Source organism: Streptomyces sp. NPDC058632, assembly GCF_042717095.1.
Lineage (GTDB): Bacteria > Actinomycetota > Actinomycetes > Streptomycetales > Streptomycetaceae > Streptomyces.
In genome coordinates this window covers 1-17,806 of record NZ_JBHXQZ010000004.1, presented here as the reverse complement: position 1 = coordinate 17,806, position 17,806 = coordinate 1, and the positions used below count along the sequence as shown (strand labels likewise).

At 70.0% G+C, this 17,806-nt stretch carries 17 protein-coding genes and 5 pseudogenes; 12 read left to right on the top strand and 10 right to left on the bottom strand.

Annotation, left to right across the window (positions count from 1 at the left end; all coding sequences use genetic code 11):
* Nucleotides 1–17 precede the first annotated feature (17 nt).
* Complete coding sequence (locus ACFWVE_RS02875) at nt 18–929, bottom strand: LysR family transcriptional regulator (protein ID WP_384007608.1); 912 nt, start codon at nt 927–929, stop codon at nt 18–20.
* Nucleotides 930–1,154: 225 nt separating this feature from the next.
* On the opposite strand from ACFWVE_RS02875, the gene ACFWVE_RS02870 reads away from it, so the two are divergent.
* Nucleotides 1,155–2,030, top strand: coding sequence for a carbon-nitrogen hydrolase family protein (locus ACFWVE_RS02870; RefSeq protein WP_384007606.1), 876 nt, complete (start codon nt 1,155–1,157; stop codon nt 2,028–2,030).
* Nucleotides 2,031–2,140: 110 nt separating this feature from the next.
* Here ACFWVE_RS02870 and ACFWVE_RS02865 read toward each other — a convergent pair whose 3' ends face one another.
* The 4 genes from ACFWVE_RS02865 to ACFWVE_RS02850 form a co-directional block, all read right to left on the bottom strand.
* Nucleotides 2,141–3,829, bottom strand: coding sequence for a glycoside hydrolase family 13 protein (locus ACFWVE_RS02865; protein WP_384007604.1), 1,689 nt, complete (start codon nt 3,827–3,829; stop codon nt 2,141–2,143).
* A gap of 109 nt (nt 3,830–3,938) precedes the next feature.
* The gene (locus tag ACFWVE_RS02860; RefSeq protein ID WP_384007602.1) at nt 3,939–4,787 is read right to left on the bottom strand and encodes a carbohydrate ABC transporter permease; all 849 of its coding nucleotides are present in this window, start codon (nt 4,785–4,787) and stop codon (nt 3,939–3,941) included.
* Nucleotides 4,784–5,782, bottom strand: a complete 999-nt coding sequence (locus ACFWVE_RS02855; RefSeq protein ID WP_384007600.1) for a carbohydrate ABC transporter permease — start codon at nt 5,780–5,782, stop codon at nt 4,784–4,786. The genes ACFWVE_RS02860 and ACFWVE_RS02855 overlap by 4 nt, the downstream gene beginning before the upstream one ends.
* Nucleotides 5,779–7,107 carry an extracellular solute-binding protein gene (locus tag ACFWVE_RS02850; protein WP_384007598.1) on the bottom strand — a complete coding sequence of 443 codons (1,329 nt, stop codon included), beginning with the start codon at nt 7,105–7,107 and terminating at the stop codon, nt 5,779–5,781. The genes ACFWVE_RS02855 and ACFWVE_RS02850 overlap by 4 nt, the downstream gene beginning before the upstream one ends.
* Before the next feature lie 166 nt (nt 7,108–7,273).
* On the opposite strand from ACFWVE_RS02850, the gene ACFWVE_RS02845 reads away from it, so the two are divergent.
* Nucleotides 7,274–8,365, top strand: coding sequence for a LacI family DNA-binding transcriptional regulator (locus ACFWVE_RS02845; RefSeq protein WP_384007596.1), 1,092 nt, complete (start codon nt 7,274–7,276; stop codon nt 8,363–8,365).
* A gap of 265 nt (nt 8,366–8,630) precedes the next feature.
* On the opposite strand, the pseudogene ACFWVE_RS02840 reads toward ACFWVE_RS02845, so the two are convergent.
* A pseudogene (locus ACFWVE_RS02840) lies at nt 8,631–8,813 on the bottom strand (ABC transporter permease); the annotation flags it as partial.
* 431 nt (nt 8,814–9,244) lie between these two features.
* On the opposite strand from ACFWVE_RS02840, the pseudogene ACFWVE_RS02835 reads away from it, so the two are divergent.
* Nucleotides 9,245–9,875: pseudogene (locus tag ACFWVE_RS02835) on the top strand (IS5 family transposase); the annotation flags it as partial.
* Nucleotides 9,876–9,884: 9 nt separating this feature from the next.
* On the top strand, nt 9,885–10,352 hold the full coding sequence (locus ACFWVE_RS02830) for an SAM-dependent methyltransferase (RefSeq protein WP_384007594.1): 468 nt from the start codon (nt 9,885–9,887) through the stop codon (nt 10,350–10,352).
* A 123-nt stretch (nt 10,353–10,475) separates the two neighbouring features.
* Here ACFWVE_RS02830 and ACFWVE_RS02825 read toward each other — a convergent pair.
* Together ACFWVE_RS02825 and ACFWVE_RS02820 are read right to left on the bottom strand one after the other, a co-directional pair.
* Nucleotides 10,476–10,728, bottom strand: a pseudogene (locus tag ACFWVE_RS02825) (ISAzo13 family transposase); the annotation flags it as partial.
* A 723-nt stretch (nt 10,729–11,451) separates the two neighbouring features.
* Entirely contained in the window at nt 11,452–11,634 is a 183-nt protein-coding gene (locus ACFWVE_RS02820) for a hypothetical protein (RefSeq protein WP_384007593.1), read from the bottom strand.
* Between the two features lie 53 nt (nt 11,635–11,687).
* Here ACFWVE_RS02820 and ACFWVE_RS02815 point away from each other — a divergent pair, with 53 nt between their 5' ends.
* From ACFWVE_RS02815 to ACFWVE_RS02800, 4 genes are all read left to right on the top strand, one after another.
* Entirely contained in the window at nt 11,688–11,858 is a 171-nt protein-coding gene (locus tag ACFWVE_RS02815; protein ID WP_384007591.1) for a hypothetical protein, read from the top strand.
* A gap of 266 nt (nt 11,859–12,124) precedes the next feature.
* The gene (locus tag ACFWVE_RS02810) at nt 12,125–12,604 is read left to right on the top strand and encodes an HIT family protein (protein ID WP_384007589.1); all 480 of its coding nucleotides are present in this window, start codon (nt 12,125–12,127) and stop codon (nt 12,602–12,604) included.
* Nucleotides 12,605–12,976: 372 nt separating this feature from the next.
* On the top strand, nt 12,977–13,642 hold the full coding sequence (locus ACFWVE_RS02805; protein ID WP_384007587.1) for an IS5 family transposase: 666 nt from the start codon (nt 12,977–12,979) through the stop codon (nt 13,640–13,642).
* Nucleotides 13,543–13,758, top strand: coding sequence for a transposase (locus ACFWVE_RS02800; RefSeq protein ID WP_384007772.1), 216 nt, complete (start codon nt 13,543–13,545; stop codon nt 13,756–13,758). The genes ACFWVE_RS02805 and ACFWVE_RS02800 overlap by 100 nt, the downstream gene beginning before the upstream one ends.
* Here the strand turns inward: ACFWVE_RS02800 and ACFWVE_RS02795 are convergent.
* Entirely contained in the window at nt 13,668–13,994 is a 327-nt protein-coding gene (locus ACFWVE_RS02795; RefSeq protein ID WP_384007784.1) for a hypothetical protein, read from the bottom strand. The two genes, ACFWVE_RS02800 and ACFWVE_RS02795, sit on opposite strands and share 91 nt — an antisense overlap.
* Nucleotides 13,889–14,221 (bottom strand): hypothetical protein, encoded by a 333-nt coding sequence (locus ACFWVE_RS02790; protein ID WP_384007585.1) that lies wholly within the window; start codon nt 14,219–14,221, stop codon nt 13,889–13,891. The genes ACFWVE_RS02795 and ACFWVE_RS02790 overlap by 106 nt, the downstream gene beginning before the upstream one ends.
* Before the next feature lie 299 nt (nt 14,222–14,520).
* Here ACFWVE_RS02790 and ACFWVE_RS02785 point away from each other — a divergent pair, with 299 nt between their 5' ends.
* From ACFWVE_RS02785 to ACFWVE_RS02770, 4 genes and pseudogenes are all read left to right on the top strand, one after another.
* Nucleotides 14,521–14,946, top strand: coding sequence for an ATP-binding protein (locus tag ACFWVE_RS02785; protein WP_384007583.1), 426 nt, complete (start codon nt 14,521–14,523; stop codon nt 14,944–14,946).
* Between the two features lie 977 nt (nt 14,947–15,923).
* Nucleotides 15,924–16,256, top strand: coding sequence for a MerR family transcriptional regulator (locus ACFWVE_RS02780; protein ID WP_384007582.1), 333 nt, complete (start codon nt 15,924–15,926; stop codon nt 16,254–16,256).
* Between the two features lie 150 nt (nt 16,257–16,406).
* Nucleotides 16,407–17,097: pseudogene (locus tag ACFWVE_RS02775) on the top strand (hemolysin III family protein).
* 203 nt (nt 17,098–17,300) lie between these two features.
* Nucleotides 17,301–17,806 (top strand): annotated as a pseudogene (locus ACFWVE_RS02770) (serine/threonine-protein phosphatase); the annotation flags it as partial.

Sequence of the window (17,806 nt, the reverse complement as noted above, 5' to 3'; positions counted from 1 at the left end):
CCCCGCACGCCTGGCGGTCAGAGGCCGAGATCGGTGCGGATTTCGCGCAAGGTGTCCTCGGCGATCCGGGCGAGCTCCCTCGTGGCCCGCGACAGCGGATGCCCCCGCCGTTTGACCAGGGCGATGGTGTCGTACAGCGGGTCCGCGAACGGGACGGTGCGCAGCCCCGCGGGAAACGCCGGGCCGACGACCACCGCCCGGCTGGCGATCGTGTCGCCCACCCCGGCGGCCACAAGGCCCAGTGCGGCCTCGACATGTTCCAGCTCGATCAACGGATCGATACCGACCCCGGCGAACTGGGCCCGCTCCGCGAGCTGCCGCCGGGTGGGGTCCTGCCACCCGTAATGGGCGTCGTAGAGGACCAGGGGCGCCCGGGCGAAGTCCTCCATCGTCACCGGCGTGCGGGTTCGTTCCTCGTTCGCGCTGACGAAGAACACCTCGTCGCGCAGCAGCGGGGTCACCGTCAGCCCCTCGTCGTCGATCGGCAGGACGACCAGGCCCGCCTCGATCCGTCCCGACGCCACGGCCGCCGCGGTCTCGGCCGAGTTCTGCCCCACGAGCCGGACCCGGACGGACGGATATCGGGTGTGGAACATCTGTACGAGGTTGGACAGGAGGTAGTAGTCCGCGTTGCGGAGCACGCCGAACGTGGCGGTCCCCCCGCCCAGCGAGCCCAGGGAGCGCACCGCCCGGGTCCCGCTCTCGGCGGCCTCCACCGCCTGCTGGGCGTACGGCAGCAGTTCCTGACCGGCCGAGGTCAGGGTCAGGGTGCGGCTGCCGCGCGCGAACAGCTCGGCGTCCAGCTCCGTCTCGAGACGGCGCACCAGTTCGGAGGCCGACGCCTGGGCGATGCCCACGGCCTGCGCCGCTGCGGTGAACGACCCGAGCCGTTCCGCCTCGACGAAGGCCCTCAGCTGGTTGAGGGTCATACGTTGCCTGTGTCCTGTCGAGTCGGTGATCCGCGTCGCGGACGCGGTGACCCTCGTTCTACCACGGTGTTTCGGGACGGGGACCGGGCGGGCACCTCCCGGCGCGGCCCCTGGGTTTTCCTGTGGATGCCGCTGGAAGAAGGGATCTTGTCCCGTGGACGGCACGATGATTGGCTCGACCGCACCCACCCCGGACGCCACCGAGTGCGGAAGGCCACCCCAGCGATGACGACCCCCTTGTCGATCGGCCTCGTCCAGACGGCCGCACGGCACCACGCCGCCGACGATGTGGACGCGTTCGCCGCGGACGTACGCCGCGTCACCGCGGCGCACCCCGGTGTCCGGCTGCTCGCGTATCCGGAACTGCACCTGTGCGGCCACCGGCCCGGGGAGGACCCCGAGACGGTCATGACCGCGGCGGCCCAGCCGCTGGACGGACCGCGGGGCACCCGGCTGGCCGCCCTCGCACGCGAACTGAACATCTGGTTCGTGCCCGGCAGCGTCTACGAGCAGGGTGCGGACGGCCGGATCTACAACACGGCCCCCGTGTACTCGCCCGCGGGCGAACGGGTCGCGGAGTACCGCAAGATCTTCCCGTGGCGGCCCTACGAGACCACGGCGTCCGGCAGCAGCTTCGTGGTCTTCGACATGGGAGACCACGGACGCGTGGGCCTGACGATCTGCTACGACGCCTGGTTCCCCGAGATCACCCGCCACCTGGCGTGGCAGGGCGCCGACCTCGTACTGAACCTGGTGCGCACGCCCACCGTCGACCGAGCCCAGGAAGTCGTGCTCGCGCAGGCCAACGCGATCGTGAACCAGGTGTTCATGGCCAGCCTCAACGCGGCGGCGCCGGACGGCGTCGGGCGCAGCCTCGTCGTGGACCCCGAGGGGCACACGCGCGCCGAGGCCGGGCCCGGCCCGGAAGAGGTCCTGACGGACGTGCTCGACCTCGCCGAGGCCCGCAGGGTGCGCCTGCGGGGAACCGCGGGCCTCACCCGGGTGTGGGACCCCTTCGCGGACGACCAGCCGCCGCTCGAGCTCCCCCTGTACGCGGGCCGGATCGACCCCGAGCGCTGGCGCCGCGGGGCCCGTCCGTGAGCCGGCGGGCCCCGCGGTGACCGCCGCCGTCCGGCCGCACGCTCCTCCGACGTCCGGCCCGGACGGCACCTCCGGCCGGTCTCGCGATGCGAGGGGCCGAACGTCGCTTCTCAGCGGTCGGACGCGGAACCGGTGCGCAGCCAGGCGGTGGTCCACGGCGGGAGCTCGTCACCGGTCAGCGGGCCGGAGGCGAGAAGCACCTCACCCTGCGGCAGCGGGACGGGCCCGTCGGAGAGGTTGCTGACGGTGTGCCAGCCGCCGGCGCGGGCGAAGTGCAGCAGTCCCCGACGCGTCCGCTCCCGCGAGCCGATCCACTCCAGCCCCTCGTCCGCGACCAGCGTGCGGCGCAGCCGCAGAGCCCCGCGGTACAGCTCCAGGAAGGATTCCTTGTCACGGCTCTGCACATCCGCCGCGTACCGGCCCCAGTCGGCGGGTTGCGGCAGCCATGACCCCCCGGGGCCGAACCCGAAGCTCGCGCCCTCGCGGGCCCACGGCAGCGGCACTCGGCAGCCGTCGCGGCCCTTGACACGTCCGCCGCTGCGGACCCACATCGGGTCCCGCAGGTCCGCGTGGTCCAGGTCGGCGACCTCGGGCAGCCCCAACTCCTCGCCCTGATAGACGTACGCGGACCCGGGCAGCGCCAGCATCAGCAGCGCCGCGGCACGCGCCTTGCGCACACCCGCAGGCAGGTCCGGGACCGGTTCCCGGCCGTCGGTGAGCAGCCACGCCTCGATGTCGTGCTTGGTGGAGTCGCCGGGCAGGGCGTAGCGCGAGACGTGACGCACCACGTCGTGGTTGGACAGCACCCAGGTACTGGTCGCCCCCGCGCGGCGGGCGTCGGCGAGCGCGCTGTCGATGGTGGCGTGCATCCCGGCGGCGTCGAGCCGCGCGCCGAGGAAATCGAAGTTGAACGCCTGCCCCAGCCCGGTCGCGGAGGCGTAGGCCGTACGCCGCGAGGCACGCACCCAGGCCTCGGCCACGGCGAAGCGCGGCGGGTCGTACGCGTCGAAGACCTGCCGCCAGCCGCGGTAGATCTCGTGCACCGCGTCGCGGTCCCACAGCGGATGGCTGCCGTCGACCGGCAGGGCGTCGGGCTGGTAGCTCCGCTGCTCGCCGAGGTCACGCAGCGGCGCTCGCAGGTCCTTGGCGAGCCCGTGGGCGACGTCGACGCGGAAACCGGCGACGCCCCGGTCCGACCAGAACCGCAGGGTGTCGTGGAAGTCCTCGCGGACCTCGGGGTTGTCCCAGTCGAAGTCGGGCTGCTGGGGGGCGTAGAGGTGCAGGTACCACTGTCCGTCCGGCACCCGGGTCCAGGCGGGGCCGCCGAAGCTGGACGGCCAGTCGGTGGGCGGCAGTTCACCGCCCCCCCGGCCGTCGCGGAAGACATAGCGCTCGCGGGCGGCCGAGCCGGGCGCGGCCGCGAGCGCCTCCTGGAACCAGACGTGCTGGTCGGAGGAGTGGTTGGGGACGATGTCGACCATGATCTTCAGGCCGAGCCGGTCGGCTGCGGCGACCATCGCGTCGAAGTCGTCGAGGGTGCCGAGCCGGGGGTCGACGTCGCGGTAGTCGGCGACGTCGTAGCCGCCGTCGGCGAGCTGCGAGGGGTAGAACGGGCTCAGCCAGACGGCGTCCACACCGAGGTCCGCGAGGTAGGGCAGACGGGAGGTGACGCCGGGGATGTCCCCGATGCCGTCGCCGTCGGAATCGGCGAAACTGCGAGGGTAGACCTGGTAGACGACGGCCTGCCGCCACCAGTCCGCGTCGTGAGGGGAGGGGGCGGGGGAGCCGTGGTGGGGCATCTGTGAACCTCTCGGGCGTGTGCCCAGGGTGGGGTGCGGGTGTACGGACAGGCGGAGGGAACGGCCGGATCCGGCCGTCACCCGGGAACAGGGCTTCGTGCGGGGCCGCTCAGCCCTTCACGGCGCCGGTGGTCATGCCGGAGACGACCGACCGGCGGAAGATCAGCACCAGGACCGCGATCGGCACGGTGGCCACCATCGCGCCGGCGAAGATCACGCCGTACGGGACCTGGTACTGGCTGGTGAACAGCGCGATGCCGACGGAGACGGTGCGGCGGTCGTCGGAGCCGTTGAACGTGAGCGCGAGCAGGAACTCCGACCAGGTCGCGGTGAAGGAGAACACACCGGCCGTGAACAGCCCCGGCCGGGCCAGCGGCAGGATCACCGTCAGGGCGGTACGCAGGGGGCCGGCGCCGTCGACGACGGCGGCCTCCTCCAGCTCGCCCGGAATCCCGCTGAGGTAGTTGCGCATGATCCAGATCGCGAACGGCAGATTCAGCGCCACGTACGGGATGACCAGACCCGGATAGCTGTTGAGCAGCCCGGCCTGGCGCTCCATCAGGAACAGCGGTACGAGCAGGGCGATCGGCGGGAAGACCGACAGCATCAGCAGCGCCGTCATGACGGCCCCGCGACCGCGCAGCGGCAGCCGGGCGAGGGCGTACCCGGCGAAGAACGCCAGGGACAGGATCAGCACGGTGGACAGACAGGCCACGACGACGCTGTTGAGGAAGTAGTGGCCGATCCCGTTGCGGGTGAACGCGGTCTCGTAGTTGCTGAGGGTGAGGTCCTTCGGCAGCAGGGAGGGCGGCGTCGCGCTGATCTCGCCGGGCCCCTTCAGGGAGGCGGACGCCATCCAGAACAGGGGCAGCGTGGCGCAGACGGCGATCAGCAGCCCGCCGAGGTTGACGACATTGACGTAACGGCGCACGCCCGTGCGCGGGACGCGGCGGCTCATGCCCGGCCTCCTTCGTCGACGTGAGCGCGGAAGACGCGCAGGAACAGCAGGCAGCAGCCCAGGACAATGGCAGCGGTGGTGACCGCGACGGCGGCGCCGCCTCCGAAGTCGAGATTCTGGAAGAGGATCCGGTACCCGAGGATCGCCACCGACTGGGTGGCCGTGCCCGGGCCGCCCTGGGTCAGCACGAACGGCAGGTCGAAGATCCCGAACGCCTGGAGGATGCGGAAGAGGACCGCGATGGCGATTATGGGCCGCAGCTGCGGCAGTGTGACCCTCCAGAACGTGGTCCACGCCTTGGCGCCGTCGATTTCGGCGGCCTCGTAGACGTCCCCCGGGATGAGCATCAGACCGGCGAGAACGACGATGGCGACGAACGGCGTCGTCTTCCACACGTCGACGGCGACCATCGCCGCCATCGCGGGCACCGGCTGCCCGAGAATGTCGGGTTGGGTGCCGAACAGCTGCTCACACAGCCAGCTCACCGCGCCATAGGTCCCGTTGAACAGGTACGACCACAGCTGTGCGGCAATCACGTTGATCAGCGCCCAGGGCAGCAGAAGCAGGGCCAGGATCCAGCCGCGGGCGGCGCCGAGCCGCTCCAGGACGAGCGCCGTCAGCGTTCCGAGAACCAGCTCGATGAAGACCGAGACGATGGTGAAGCCCAGCGTGAACGCCAGGGCCCGGTACCACTCGGAGTGCGTCAGGAGCGCCTCGTAGTGGGCGAGGGTGGGCGAGCCGAACCGCAGGCCGCCGTACTCGAGCCGGACCTCGCAGAACGACAGCACCACCGAGAAGACGACGGGAAACACCGTCACCGCGGCGACGACCACAAGTGCGGGGGAGGCGAACAGCCACCCGGCACGGGCGCGACGGCGGGCCGCGGAGCCCGGGGGCGTGCTCCCCGGGGACTTCCGCGAGGCATCGGCGCGCACACCGCCACCCTCGCCCTTCGGCGGCGTCCCCGCCCTCTTCGTGTGCGGTACGGAACTCACAGCGCTTTTCCTTCCAGGGCCGTACGCAGCCCCTCGCGTGCGGCGCGGACGCCGGCCGCGGGGGAGAGGTCGCCGCGCACGACCGCGTTCGCCGGGGTGTACAGCGCCTTGCTGACCTGCGGGTAGTACGGGGTCTGCACGGGCCGGGCGACGAGTCGCAGGTCGGCGGCGCGCAAGACGGTCGGGTCGCCGGCGGCGCGCGCCTCCGGACCGTCGAGCACGGAGGTCATCGCGGGGATGACACCGGCTTCCCGGGCGAGGAGGCGCTGCACCTCGTCCCCGGCGCAGAACCGGGCGAACTCCATGGCGGCGCCCAGTGCCTGGGAGCTGGGGTTGACGAAATTGCTCCAGCCTCCGGCGCAGGAGACGCCGGAGCGGCCGGTGCCCTCGAAGCCCGGACGCAGCGTGGCCCCGACCTTCCCGGCGACGCGGGAGACCTTGGGGTTGCTCGCGTTGACCCAGGCGTACGACCAGTTGCGCAGGAACAGTCCGCGGCCGTTGACGAAGGCGTCCTGCGAGTCCGATTCCTGATACGTGGCCACGGTGCGGGGCGTGACCCCGCGGGCGGTGAACTCGGCCATCAGCGAGAACGCCCGTTCCGCCTCCGCGCCGCCCAGTACGGCCCTGCCCCGCCCGTCCAGGACGGCGGCGCCCGCGTCGGCGAGGAACTCGGTGACGTTGGCCGTCAGCGACTCGGTCACCGCCGCCTGCCACAGGAACCCGGCCTCCGTGTCACCGGCCCGCTGCACCGTGCGGGAGGTGTGCAGCAGTTCCTCCCAGCTGCGGGGAACGCGCAGCCCGTGCTTGGCGAGGAGGTCCTTGCGGTAGAAGAGGTAGGTGCTGTCGGTGAAGAACGGCACCGCGTAGACCTTGCCCTGATACGTGGAGCCGTTACGCAGGGCCGCCGGGTAGGCGTCCCAGAAGTCGCGCGGGAGCAGCGTCTCCACCGGCAGCGCGAGCGAGGAGTGACCGAACTGCGCGGGCCACGTCGTGTCGCCCAGGTACACGTCGGGCTGAGGGGAGCCGCCGGCGAGCTGGGTGGCGATGGCGCTGCGGTTGCCGTCCGAGGTGGACAGCGCGTTGATCTTCGAGACACGGATACGGGGATGCCGCCGCTCGAAGGCACGGATGATCAGATCCGCGACGACGGCGCCCCGCCGCGAGGGGATCTCGGAGACCCACCAGGTCAGCCGGGCCGACTTCCGGGGAACGGTCGCGGCCTGCGCGAGCAGGCCGTCGAGGTCCTTTCCTCCGCATCCGGCCAGCAGACCCGCCGCGGCGGCGCTCAGGGCGCCCGTCAGCAGTGTTCTGCGGTGCAGGGACATGGCGTACTCCTCCTCTCTCGGACTGCCTGATGACAGCGCTGTCACCGTAGGAGTGGCCGGATCGCGTGTCAACGGTCACAACAATGTAATTACTGAGGGAACCTCAATGACAGCGCTGTCATCCCACCTGACCCGGTGAGGCGGCCGTTGTGTTAGCGTCCCGCACATGGTCGGTGAAGCCGTTGAGAAGGGGGCCACGCTGGCCGATGTCGCACAGCGGGCCGGAGTGTCTCCCTCGACCGTCTCGCGAACCCTGCGCGGTCTGTCAACGGTGTCCCCCGCGACCCGGGCGCGCGTGGAAGAGGCGGCGCGCGAGCTGTCGTTCGCGATCTCGCGCAGCGCGTCCAGTCTGGTCACGGGGCGCACGGGCCGGGTCGCCGTGCTCGTACCCAACCTCGACTCCTGGTTCCTGGGCGCGGCGCTCGCCGGTATGGCTCCCGCGCTCAACGCGGCCGGCCTGGACATGCTGGTCTACAGCGTCACCACCGCCGAGCAACGCGCCCAGTTCTTCGACCGTCTGCCGGCCCGCCGCAACGCCGACGCCCTGCTCGTCGTCAGCTTCGCGCTCTCCCCCGAGGAGCGGGCGCGTCTGGACGACCTGGGCATGCCCCTGGTCTTCGTCAGTCAGCACGAACAGGGCAGGGCCGGCGTCTACGTCGACGACGTGGAGGCCGCCCGGCGCGGCACCCGTTACCTGCTCAACCTCGGCCACCGGCGCATCGCCTACCTGGAGCCCGCGGACCCCTCGGGTTTCCGCTGGAGCAGCAGAGACCGCCTCGACGGGTACCGTGCGGCCCTGGCCGAGGCAGGCATCGACCGGGACGACGACCTCGTCTGCCAGGTCGCCCACTGGCAGGGGCCGAGCCTGGAAGCGGCGATGGGGCGGCTGCTCAGTCTCGCGGAGCCCCCCACGGCGATCTTCGCCGAGACGGACGACATCGCCTTCAGGCTTCTCACGGTGCTGCGCGGCGTCAACGTCCCGGTCCCGCACCGGATGTCGATCCTCGGCTTCGACGGTCACGCGATGGCCGAGCCGTGGGACCTGTCCACGATGGCCCAGCCGGCCCGCCGACTGGGCGAGGCGGCGGCGGAGCTGGCCCACCGCGTGATCCAGGACCCCGAGGCGCACCGGGAGCGACACGTGGTCCTGCCGGTGGAACTCGTCCCGCGGGGCAGCACGGGCCCGGCGCCAGCTCCGCGCCCGCGGCCCGGGGACGGGGACGGGGACGGGGACGGGGCTGAGAGTATCTGGCCGTGAAGCGGCACTCGGCGCGGTGGGACGACATTCGTCACCGGTCGCGTCGAGGCCGCATCGCCGTTCCCGAAGTCACGGACAATCACCTGAGGTCGCCCAGCCCGTGCGCGCCGGGCACCGCGACACCGACGCCGGGCTCGCTCTCGATCGCCGAGACTTCCGTGCCGTGCGGCCGACGGGGCGTTCCGGGTGCTGCCCGACGGCCTGCCCGGTCCGAGGATCGTGCGGCGGGACGGGGCGCGCATCCCGCGTCGCTCGGACCGTTCGTTCAGCGGGTGACCAGCAGGCCCCGGCTGCGCAGCACCCGCCGCTCCAGCGGACTGAAGATCAGCGGATCGATGACGATCCCGACCAGCAGGATCAGGAAGATGACCACGAACACCTGCGACATGCTGGCGTTGTTCCGTCCGTTCTCCAGCAACTGGCCCAGGCCGGTGCCCAGATCGGGTGTGGTCCACCTGGAACGAGCCGCTCGTGAACACCAGATCACCGTCAGCGGTCCACTGCCGGACAACCCCACCCGCCACCGTCTCGACATGGATGGGCTGTTCTGGATCCACGAGCACCCGCACGGAGACCCACGCCCATTGAGCCCTGCGCGTACTGTCAGCGGCCCGCCGATCACAGCTCCGCCCGCCCGTGCGTGACTGGGGGCGCGCTGCCCGTTGCCCGGACCATGAGCGTTTTCCAACCTCAAGGTGCTGATCGCGACTCGGACACTCCCGCGGAATGACGAAGCTCCGGGTATGCGGGTTCCCGACCGAGATCATCATGTCGCCAAGAGCTTCGCGTGCTTGTCTGCCCGTCCTCGATCAATCTATCCGGCCACACTCCGCGGTACCTGAGCAGGCAACTCGCGGCCCAGCGGCGGGGGATCGGGACGTGTTGGCGGCGGCCGACGCTGATGAGGGCTTGGACTGGACCGTGTCGGTGGACTCCACGGTCGTGCGGGCGCACCAGCACGCCGCCGGAGCATGCAAAAAAGGGGGGCCGCAGGCCGTGACGAGCCGGACCATCACGCACTCGGGCGCTCTCGCGGCGGGCTGAACACCAAGGTCCACCTGGCCGCGGACGGCTGCGCACGCCCGATCGCCTTCGCCGTCACACCGGGCCGGGCCGGTGATGCTCCGGCCTTCGAAGCCGTCATGGCCGGCATCCGTGTGCCCCGAACAGGACCGGACCGGCCCCGCACCAGCCCTGCCACAGTCCTGGCCGACCGCGCCTACTCCTCCCGCGTGATCCGCCGCCACCTGCGACGACAGGGATCAGCGCCGTCGTTGCGCAGCCCTCGGACCAGGATCGGGCACCGCATGTGGCGGGGCCGTCCAGGAGGGCGCCCACCGGGCTCCGACGCCGAGGCATGCAAGCGGCGCAACACCGTCGAACGCTGCATCAACCGCCTCAAGCGGTGGCGCGGTCCGGTCACACGGCGCGACGAACTCGCCCTCGCCCACCAGAGGCACTCCACCTCGCCGCCGTCCTCATCCGGGCACGACGCCGACCAAAGCGATAGAACCTTGTCATGCCAAGCTTCGAGGTCACACCGATAGGTACGGTCCGGAACAACCGAACGGACGTCCAGCACACGGACAACTGGGATGCCGTCCGTAGCACGATCACCCTCGACGAGCGCTTCGGCGAGGCGTGCCTCCAGGGTCTGGAGGGCTTCTCCCACGTGGAGATCCTCTTCATCTTCGACCGGTTCCCGGAACACGACGACTACCGCGAACCCCGCCCCTGCCGCGGTCGCTCCGACCTCCCGCCCGTCGGTGTCTTCGCCGGCCGCGGCCCCCGCAGACCGAACCGCATCGGGGTAACGTGCTGCGCCATCGAATCCGTCCACGGCCGCGAACTGACGGTGGTGGGCCTCGACGCGGTCTCCGCCACCCCGGTCATCGACCTGAAGCCGACGATGGCGGAGTTCCGCGCGGTGAACATAAAGCAGCCGGAATGGGTCAGCCGACTGATGTCGGAGCACTTCCAGCCGTAAACGGCCCCGTCAGCCTGCCCGCCCTCACAGCCTCACCCTATGGCAGGTCACGAATGCGGCTGGAGTGTTGATCGAACAGGTATGTCCGATCAACTGACTACCCGACCTATGAGACACGATTTGGTCCGCGACCCGCTTTCGGCCCCCGCCCGGCCGCCGCACCCGGCCCAACGGTTCCTCTCCGGCCTTCAGCTCGGACACACCCTTGCGGACCGTCGTCTCACTCACCGCAGCCGCCCGCGCGACTGCCCTGGCACCGCCCCATGCCCCAGCCCCCGGGCCTCGGCAGCCATAAGCAGTCGCCCTGCCGCTCGTCCAGATGCGAGAACAACACTGCGAACTTCGCGGCGAGTTCGCCGCAGGTCTCGTCCGGGATGCGCGTACCACGTCAACGAGCTCCGGAACGGGGAGCAACACGTTGATGATCTGCAAACCCTTGGCGCATCAACACCGACGTCATGGGTACTCCGCATCCCTCACCGTCCACCCCGACCCGGAGAGCCATGAGTCAGAACACTGAAAACGAGAAGGGCAACCGGTTCTGCAAGGCGTGCGGTACGCCGGCCGAAGACGGGAAACTGTGCAACCACTGCGGCACCGTTCTAGACCTGCCTAACGATGCAGGGCTCATCGAAGACCAAGGTGCGGCAGCACGACGCGACTTCGAAGGACGCCCTCAGCAGCAGGAGCCGAGGTGACCGAACCAGCGAAACAACAGGGATGAACCCGAACCGCTGAACAGCGTCCACCGGGGTATACGGGCCGGCATGGCATTCAAGACTGATCGCGTCATGTCCCTGCGGGCCGTGCGGCAGCTGCGCCGGGTTCGCGCCTTCTACATGGCAGGCGTCCTGCTGTGGGCGGCATCGACTGCCTGGACCGGTTGGCAGTCTCCCGGGAGCCGGCAGATGTGGGTGTCCGCCCTCCTCATGGCCGTCTTCACCGGTCTTCTGCTCGCGGCCTCCCTGTGGCTGCGGCGTCTCAAGACCGCAGGTTCAAATACTCCTGCACACCACGCCGCATCACGGAGGGCGACTGCACCACGTCACGCGCATGCCTGACCAGCCGCCAGCTGGGCCGGAGCATCCGTCTTTCGCAGTCAGTTGCCGCCCATGCGGTCCTTGCCCAGGATTCCTAGGCGGAGGCGTTCTTCATCGACCCGCTCACCGACATGCCCATCCTGCGCATCCCCGGCGACGACGGCAAGCAGGTGCGGCGGTTCTACGCATCGCTGTCTTTTCCGGCCGACGGCGCGGAACTCGCCTCGGTCGTCGTGCACCACACTCTGTGGGTCACCACCAGCGACGGCCACGTCCACCCCGCGCCGTGCGTTGCATGCCGACCGAGCACCTGTGGTGGGATGATCGGGCCAGCGAGGCCGCGGCCGTTGTCGACCAGCTCCTGGACGACCTCGGCGCCACCGTCGACCACATCCTCGATGACCAACGCCGACAACCCCGAAAACACCGTTCCTACAAGCGCGTTCGCATCATGCACACTCAATGATCACAGGTGGGCACTCACCGTCACCGCCGACTACGGAACAGACCCGTTCGTTTTACAGTCCCGCACCCGGCAGATGCACGACCGGCGCCGGGTTCCCGCCGGTAATACTGCCGAATCGAACGCTAAGCCGCAGTATCCGTCTCCTTGATGGGGATCCTTGAAAACGGCCGGGGCCGCTCCTCGCCCCACTTGTTTGGTCTTTGAACTGTGTGAGGAGGGTAGGGATCGAAAAGCGGTCCTTGATCACCAGAATGTAGGTTCTGGCCATGACTGGTGACTGGCGGATGGACCGGATCGGGGCTGCGCTGAGGGGCGAGAACCCGGCCGTGCTGCGGCGGTTGACGTCGGGGTTCGCGGTGATCGGGGATGTTCAGTTCCTGCCGGGTTACTCGGTTCTGATCGTGGACGAGCCGGATGTGCGGCGGCTGTCGGACCTGCCGAGGGCGAAGCGACTGTCGTTCCTGTCTGACATGGACCAGCTCGGTGAAGCGGTCGAGCGTGCCTGTCAGCGGCTGGACCCGGCTTTCCGCCGGGTCAACCTGGAGATCCTGGGAAACACGGACCCGTTCTTGCATGCGCATGTCTGGCCGCGGTTCGAGTGGGAGCCGACCGATGTGGTGGGCAAGCCGGTGTGGCTCTATCCGCGTGAACGGTGGAGCGACAACCGGTTCAGGCTCGGTCCGCAGCATGACGTGCTGCGGGAAGCGATCGGCAGCGAACTGGACCAGCTGCGCTCGGGGACCTGACTGTTGCGGGCCCGCCGAACGTCAGGTCGGCGGGCCCGGTGCTCGGTGACGGTCAGCCGAAGCTCACTGGAGACTGTGATGTCTCAGCCCAGTTGCGGTGAGAAGCTGTTGCTCTATCGATCTTGGTGGGCGTGAGTTCGAGATCGTCGACTCGGTCGGGTGATCTTCTGGCTGGCCGAGCATGAAAGCGGGGTCTCCCGCACAGCTCGTGGGTGTCGAATCCAACCGAGCAACAGGAGGCCCCTGATGCTGCAGTCTTCCGTGCCGGCGTCGATGGCGTCCAACTCGGTGTCTCTGGCGTGTGATTGTCTCGCTCACCGGTTCGGGAACGCCGGGGACCGGCCGTACAGGCGACCGAAGTATCCGTCGGACATGAGCGACGCGGAGTGGGCCGTCGTACGTGACGTGCTGCCGGTGCCCGGCTGGCTGGAGGGCCGCGGCGGGCAGCTGGAGAGCTATTGCCACCGGCAGATGTTCGGCGCGGTGCGCTACCTGGTCGCGGGCGGCATCACCTGGCGGGCGATGCCTGCGGACTTCCCCGCATGGGACCGCGTCTGCGCCTTCTTCCGACGCTGGCGGGACAAGGGCCTGACCGCCGAGTTCCACGACCGGCTGCGCGAGAGAGTCCGCCAGGCCGCGGGCCGGGATACGGAGCCGACCGCAGCCGTCATCGACGCGCAGTCGGTGAAGGCAGCCGCATCGGTGCCGGCTGCGACCAGGGGCTTCGGCGGCGGGAAGAAGGTCAACGGCCCCAAGCGGCACATCGTGGTGGACACCCTCGGACTGCTGCTGGCCGTGATGGTCACCGCGGCCTCGGTCACCGACCGGGAGGTGGGACAGACACTTCTGGCCCGGCTGCGTGAACGGCACTGGCGCATCACGCGAGTGTGGGCCGACAGCGGCTACACCGGGCGTCTGGTCGACCTCGCCCGCGACGCCTGGCGGATCGCGCTGACCGTGGTCAGACGCAGCGACGACACAGCGGTTTCACCGTGCTGCCGAAGAGGTGGCTGGTGGAGCGCACATTCGCGTGGCTGATGCACTCACGCCGGCCGGCCCGCGACTACGAGACGCGCACCGACACCTCGGAGGCGGTGATCAAGTGGGCGATGAGCATGGTCATGAGCCGCCGCCTCGCCCGGCGGGCACGCTGAACAGCCCCGGCCGTTCCTCCGCCAGCCAGCCAGCCCCGCGCGGCCAGCCGCTTGGCTTTCGACCGCACCCCTTCCACCTTCGCCGGAACCGGCTCCAGCCCGAGGGCGGCCGCGAGCTGACGACAGTCCATCACCGCCCCGCGCATCCCGTTCCTGCCGGCCAGGACGTCCACGATCCGCTGGTAGTCCGGCGCGAGAACCGCCGGGGCGAGCCCTTCCTCCCAGTGCGGCACCACTGGCCGGGCACCGCCTGCCTGACCCGCACCGGCCGTTCACCGGCCACCACGACCGGCGCCACGTCCTCGCCTCCGCGGGGCTCCGCCAGAACCTCGCCCACCGTCTCACGGGCGATCACGAACCGCTCCCACACCGCCTCGGCCTCCCGCAGCTCGGCCTGGAGAGCCTCCACCCGCTGCCGAGCGGCGCGTTCACGCTCCTCCAGCAACCCCATCACCGACGGCATCCCGGCACCTCCGCCGAAGAGACAACACGACACCCCGTCCCTCCCGCCGAAACACCACCCCTGCACCTGACCAGCAGCTACGGGACAGGCCTAGGCTGGCCCGGGCAGGGCGTGCGTGGATGATTCTGCCCCACCGCCCAGGCGGAATGCACTCGGGTGCCTGCCGAACAACGTGCCTCTGCCATGTATGCAGGGAGGGCGGGTACTCGCGCACTCGTGTACGGGGAATGGGGGCGAGGCCAGTGGGAGCCCATGCCGATGCCGACGGTGACGGCTGTGGGGCCGCGAACGGATATTTGATGCGCGCCGGCTACGCCCTGAGCGGGTACGACGGCTGCATCGCCGAAGCCCGCCACCACGCTGTCGCCTTCCTCGAGAAGGCCCGGACCGGCCATCGCCTGCCCGTGCCCGCTCGTGCGAGGGACCTCACCCAGCTGGTGGTCAGCGAGCTGGTCACCAACGCCCGCAAGTACGCTCCCGGCCCTGTCCTGCTGGAACTGTGCATCAATGCCCGCGCCGTGGATGTTGTCGTGTGGGACAGCGACCCCACCGTGCCCGCTGCCCGGGCCGCCGATCCCGACCGGATCGGCCAGCACGGCCTGGAGATCGTCAAGGCTGTCGCCGAAGACCTGTTCACCGAGCAGGAGCCGGTCGGCAAGCGCATCACGGCCCGCATCGCCCTGTCCGACGGCCCCGGTGGACACGCCACCAGTCGCCACCCCTAGTAGCAGACAGCGCGCCCCCCTGGCCCGTCGCCTTGCCATGACGGCCTGCCCCAGACAGCCCACGGGTCCCAAAGGGCGGGCAGCCTGGCATCCCTTGGGATCCGGCCGGGGGCGCGCGGTTCAACGAAGACCGCGACGCGTCACGCGTGCGCCGACCGGTCTCCGGCTGGCCCCCTCAGCCTTCCTCGGCCCGGGCGGACTCCATCTGGCGCCCTTATCGCTGCTCGATGGCCGATTACCTTCCCGTCGGACACGCAGAAAACCTGTGTTGGCTGGAGTAGACATTGGGCGGTGGTGTGGTTATGGTTTCTCTCGTAGCCCAGAGGGACAGCAGGGCCTGGCAGGCACGAACTGCCGGGCAGCAGTACGTAGTTGCAGTTCGCAGGACGGTGCGGTGGTGGAGTTCCGGAGCCAGGGTTGTAGGACGGTGACGGGACTGACGACCGGACCGGGTGGCCCGCAGTGATCAGGGGCCGCCGTGAGCAGTACCAGTGAGTGAAGTTCGCAGTACCCAGCAGTGCAGTCAGTGAGCGGTACCTCGGTGAAGGCGTCGGCTGCGGGCGCGCGCACCGGGAGGTTCGGCAGTGGGGTTCCAAGCCAGAGCAGACGCAGGACGGGCGACGGGCTGGCTGTCGAAGTGTGGCGCTGTGACAGGCCGTGGAGCAGATCGCATTACCAGCAGTACGCAGTAGAGCAGTACCAGCATTGAGGGAATGAACGGAGGAATTGGGCGCCATCAGGATCGCCCGGGCGGCTTGTTGAGTCCGGGTACCGCAGGACATCGATAGTGAGGTGGTCTCCGGTCGAGCAACCGCGATCCCAGCATCCCCGGCAGCAGTTCGGTCGGGTGTGCGCAGACAGAAGGCCGGCGCAGTAACAGGGCCGGCCGATGGTGAAGCAGTTCCTTCGGGCCCTGGTGCCGCACGGCGCCAGGGCCCTCCACGCGTTCCCCTCCACGCGTTTTACAGAGAGGTCAGATGACAGCAGACGATTCCTTCGGCCGTCTCGACGACGACGATTACCCCGCCTACACCATGGGCCGGGCCGCCGAGATGCTCGGCACCACGCAGGGTTTCCTGCGCGCCATCGGCGAACACCGCCTCATCACCCCGCTGCGCTCCGCGGGCGGACACCGCCGCTACTCCCGCTACCAGCTGCGCATCGCCGCACGCGCCCGGGAACTCGTCGACCAGGGGACCCCGATCGAGGCCGCGTGCCGCATCATCGCCCTTGAGGACCAGCTCGAGGAAGCCCAGCGCATCAACGCCGAACACCGCCGTAGCGCAGCCCTGCACACAGCCGCCACCTGATACGCGGTCCGCGATGCCGCGCCCGGCCGCACGCTTCCGCCATTTCAAGAATATGAGCGCATGATCGCCGAAGACACTGAGCCGCCGTCCCACGGACGGGAGCCCCAGCCCGGCCCGAGCAACCCGCCCGACGCCCTGTGAATCCCGGCGATGGATGCGTCTCCCGTCGCAACAGGCCGGCTGACTGCCGCTACCGGCCTGGAAGGCGGGGTGGAGCGGGCGGCGGCTGCGCTGAAGCCGAGGTTGCGCGGCTGGCTGCACGCCGGGGTGTTCCCCCTGTCTCTGGTCGGCGGGATCGTCCTGATCGCCGTTTCGCGCACGGGCGCGACGGTGGCGGTCTGCGCGGTGTCGGTCTGTCTGCTGTTCGGTACCAGCGCGGTCTACCACCGCGGGACGTGGGGTCCGCGCGGGGAGGCGGTTCTGCGGCGGCTGGACCACGCGAACATTTTTTGATCATCGCAGGCACCTACACCCCGCTGGCGGTACTGCTGCTGCCCGAAGGCCAACCGAAGGTGCTGCTGACGGTGGTGTGGGCGGGCGCGCTGGCCGGGGTCGCCTTCCGCGTCCTGTGGATCGGGGCCCCCGCTGGCTGTACACCCCGTGTTACATCGCGCTGGGCTGGGTGGCCGTCTTCAATCTGCCCGACTTCGCGCGCACCGGCGGCACCGCGGTCGTCGGACTCGTCATCGCCGGCGGTCTGCTCTGCACCGCGGGCGCCGTCGTCTACGGACTCAAGTGCCCGGACCTCTCACCGGCCTGGTTCGGCTTCCACGAGGTCTTTCACGCCCTGACCGCCGCCTTCACCGCGCACTGCACGGCCATCCTTCTCGCAGCCGCCTAGTAACGGTGTTTGCGGGCAGAAGTCGGGCCCGGTGGGTGCAATGTGACCTGTCCGGGTACCGGGATCGGTACTGGTCTTCCGCGTCTTTCCGGGCGAAGTCCTGAGCGTCATCGAGCAATGGAGGAGTCGCTGTGACTGTAGGAGGGCCGGATGGTGGGCGGGTCTCTCGACTTCCCCGGGGCGGGAGTGGCCGGGGCAGGGCGATGACGTTGGCGGGGACGCTGGCGGCGGCGGAGGCCGCGGCGCCGGTGGAGTCGCTCGATGTGGTCGCGCGCATGCTCCAGGAGCGCCTCGGGGCGGTGTCGGTGTCGTTCCTGATCACCGACTTCACCGGCAGTTCGGTCGTACGGCTGGGGGCGGCGGGCAGCGTTGATACCGATGAGCCCGCCCGGCGCATCCCGCTGCGGGGCACCCTGTACGACGACGTGATCCGCACCCAGCGGCCGGGCGTGGAGGACAAGGGCGAAGGCGCGCTGGTGCGGATCGTCGCCCCGGTGACCAACCGGGGGGACGCCATCGGGCTCCTCGAACTGTTCCTGCCCGCGGCGCCGGACGGGGAGGCGATGCGGGAGATCGGCGAGACCGCGCACGCGCTGGCGTATCTGATCATCGCCAACCGGTCCTTCACCGACGTGTACCAGTGGGGCCGCCGGACCAAGCCGCTGAGTCTGGCCGCGGAGATCCAGCACCGGCTGCTCCCGGCGTCGCT

Bases quoted from the DNA above. Each gene is read 5' to 3' on its own strand.
- ACFWVE_RS02865 (WP_384007604.1), bottom strand. From the start codon at position 3,829: ATGCCCCACCACGGCTCCCCCGCCCCCTCCCCTCACGACGCGGACTGG.
- ACFWVE_RS02860 (WP_384007602.1), bottom strand. From the start codon at position 4,787: ATGAGCCGCCGCGTCCCGCGCACGGGCGTGCGCCGTTACGTCAATGTC.
- ACFWVE_RS02780 (WP_384007582.1), top strand. From the start codon at position 15,924: ATGACAGCAGACGATTCCTTCGGCCGTCTCGACGACGACGATTACCCC.
- ACFWVE_RS02790 (WP_384007585.1), bottom strand. From the start codon at position 14,221: ATGCCGTCGGTGATGGGGTTGCTGGAGGAGCGTGAACGCGCCGCTCGG.
- ACFWVE_RS02785 (WP_384007583.1), top strand. From the start codon at position 14,521: ATGCGCGCCGGCTACGCCCTGAGCGGGTACGACGGCTGCATCGCCGAA.
- ACFWVE_RS02875 (WP_384007608.1), bottom strand. From the start codon at position 929: ATGACCCTCAACCAGCTGAGGGCCTTCGTCGAGGCGGAACGGCTCGGG.
- ACFWVE_RS02815 (WP_384007591.1), top strand. From the start codon at position 11,688: ATGCCGACCGAGCACCTGTGGTGGGATGATCGGGCCAGCGAGGCCGCG.
- ACFWVE_RS02845 (WP_384007596.1), top strand. From the start codon at position 7,274: ATGGTCGGTGAAGCCGTTGAGAAGGGGGCCACGCTGGCCGATGTCGCA.
- ACFWVE_RS02810 (WP_384007589.1), top strand. From the start codon at position 12,125: ATGACTGGTGACTGGCGGATGGACCGGATCGGGGCTGCGCTGAGGGGC.
- ACFWVE_RS02830 (WP_384007594.1), top strand. From the start codon at position 9,885: ATGCCAAGCTTCGAGGTCACACCGATAGGTACGGTCCGGAACAACCGA.
- ACFWVE_RS02850 (WP_384007598.1), bottom strand. From the start codon at position 7,107: ATGTCCCTGCACCGCAGAACACTGCTGACGGGCGCCCTGAGCGCCGCC.
- ACFWVE_RS02870 (WP_384007606.1), top strand. From the start codon at position 1,155: ATGACGACCCCCTTGTCGATCGGCCTCGTCCAGACGGCCGCACGGCAC.
- ACFWVE_RS02805 (WP_384007587.1), top strand. From the start codon at position 12,977: ATGAGCGACGCGGAGTGGGCCGTCGTACGTGACGTGCTGCCGGTGCCC.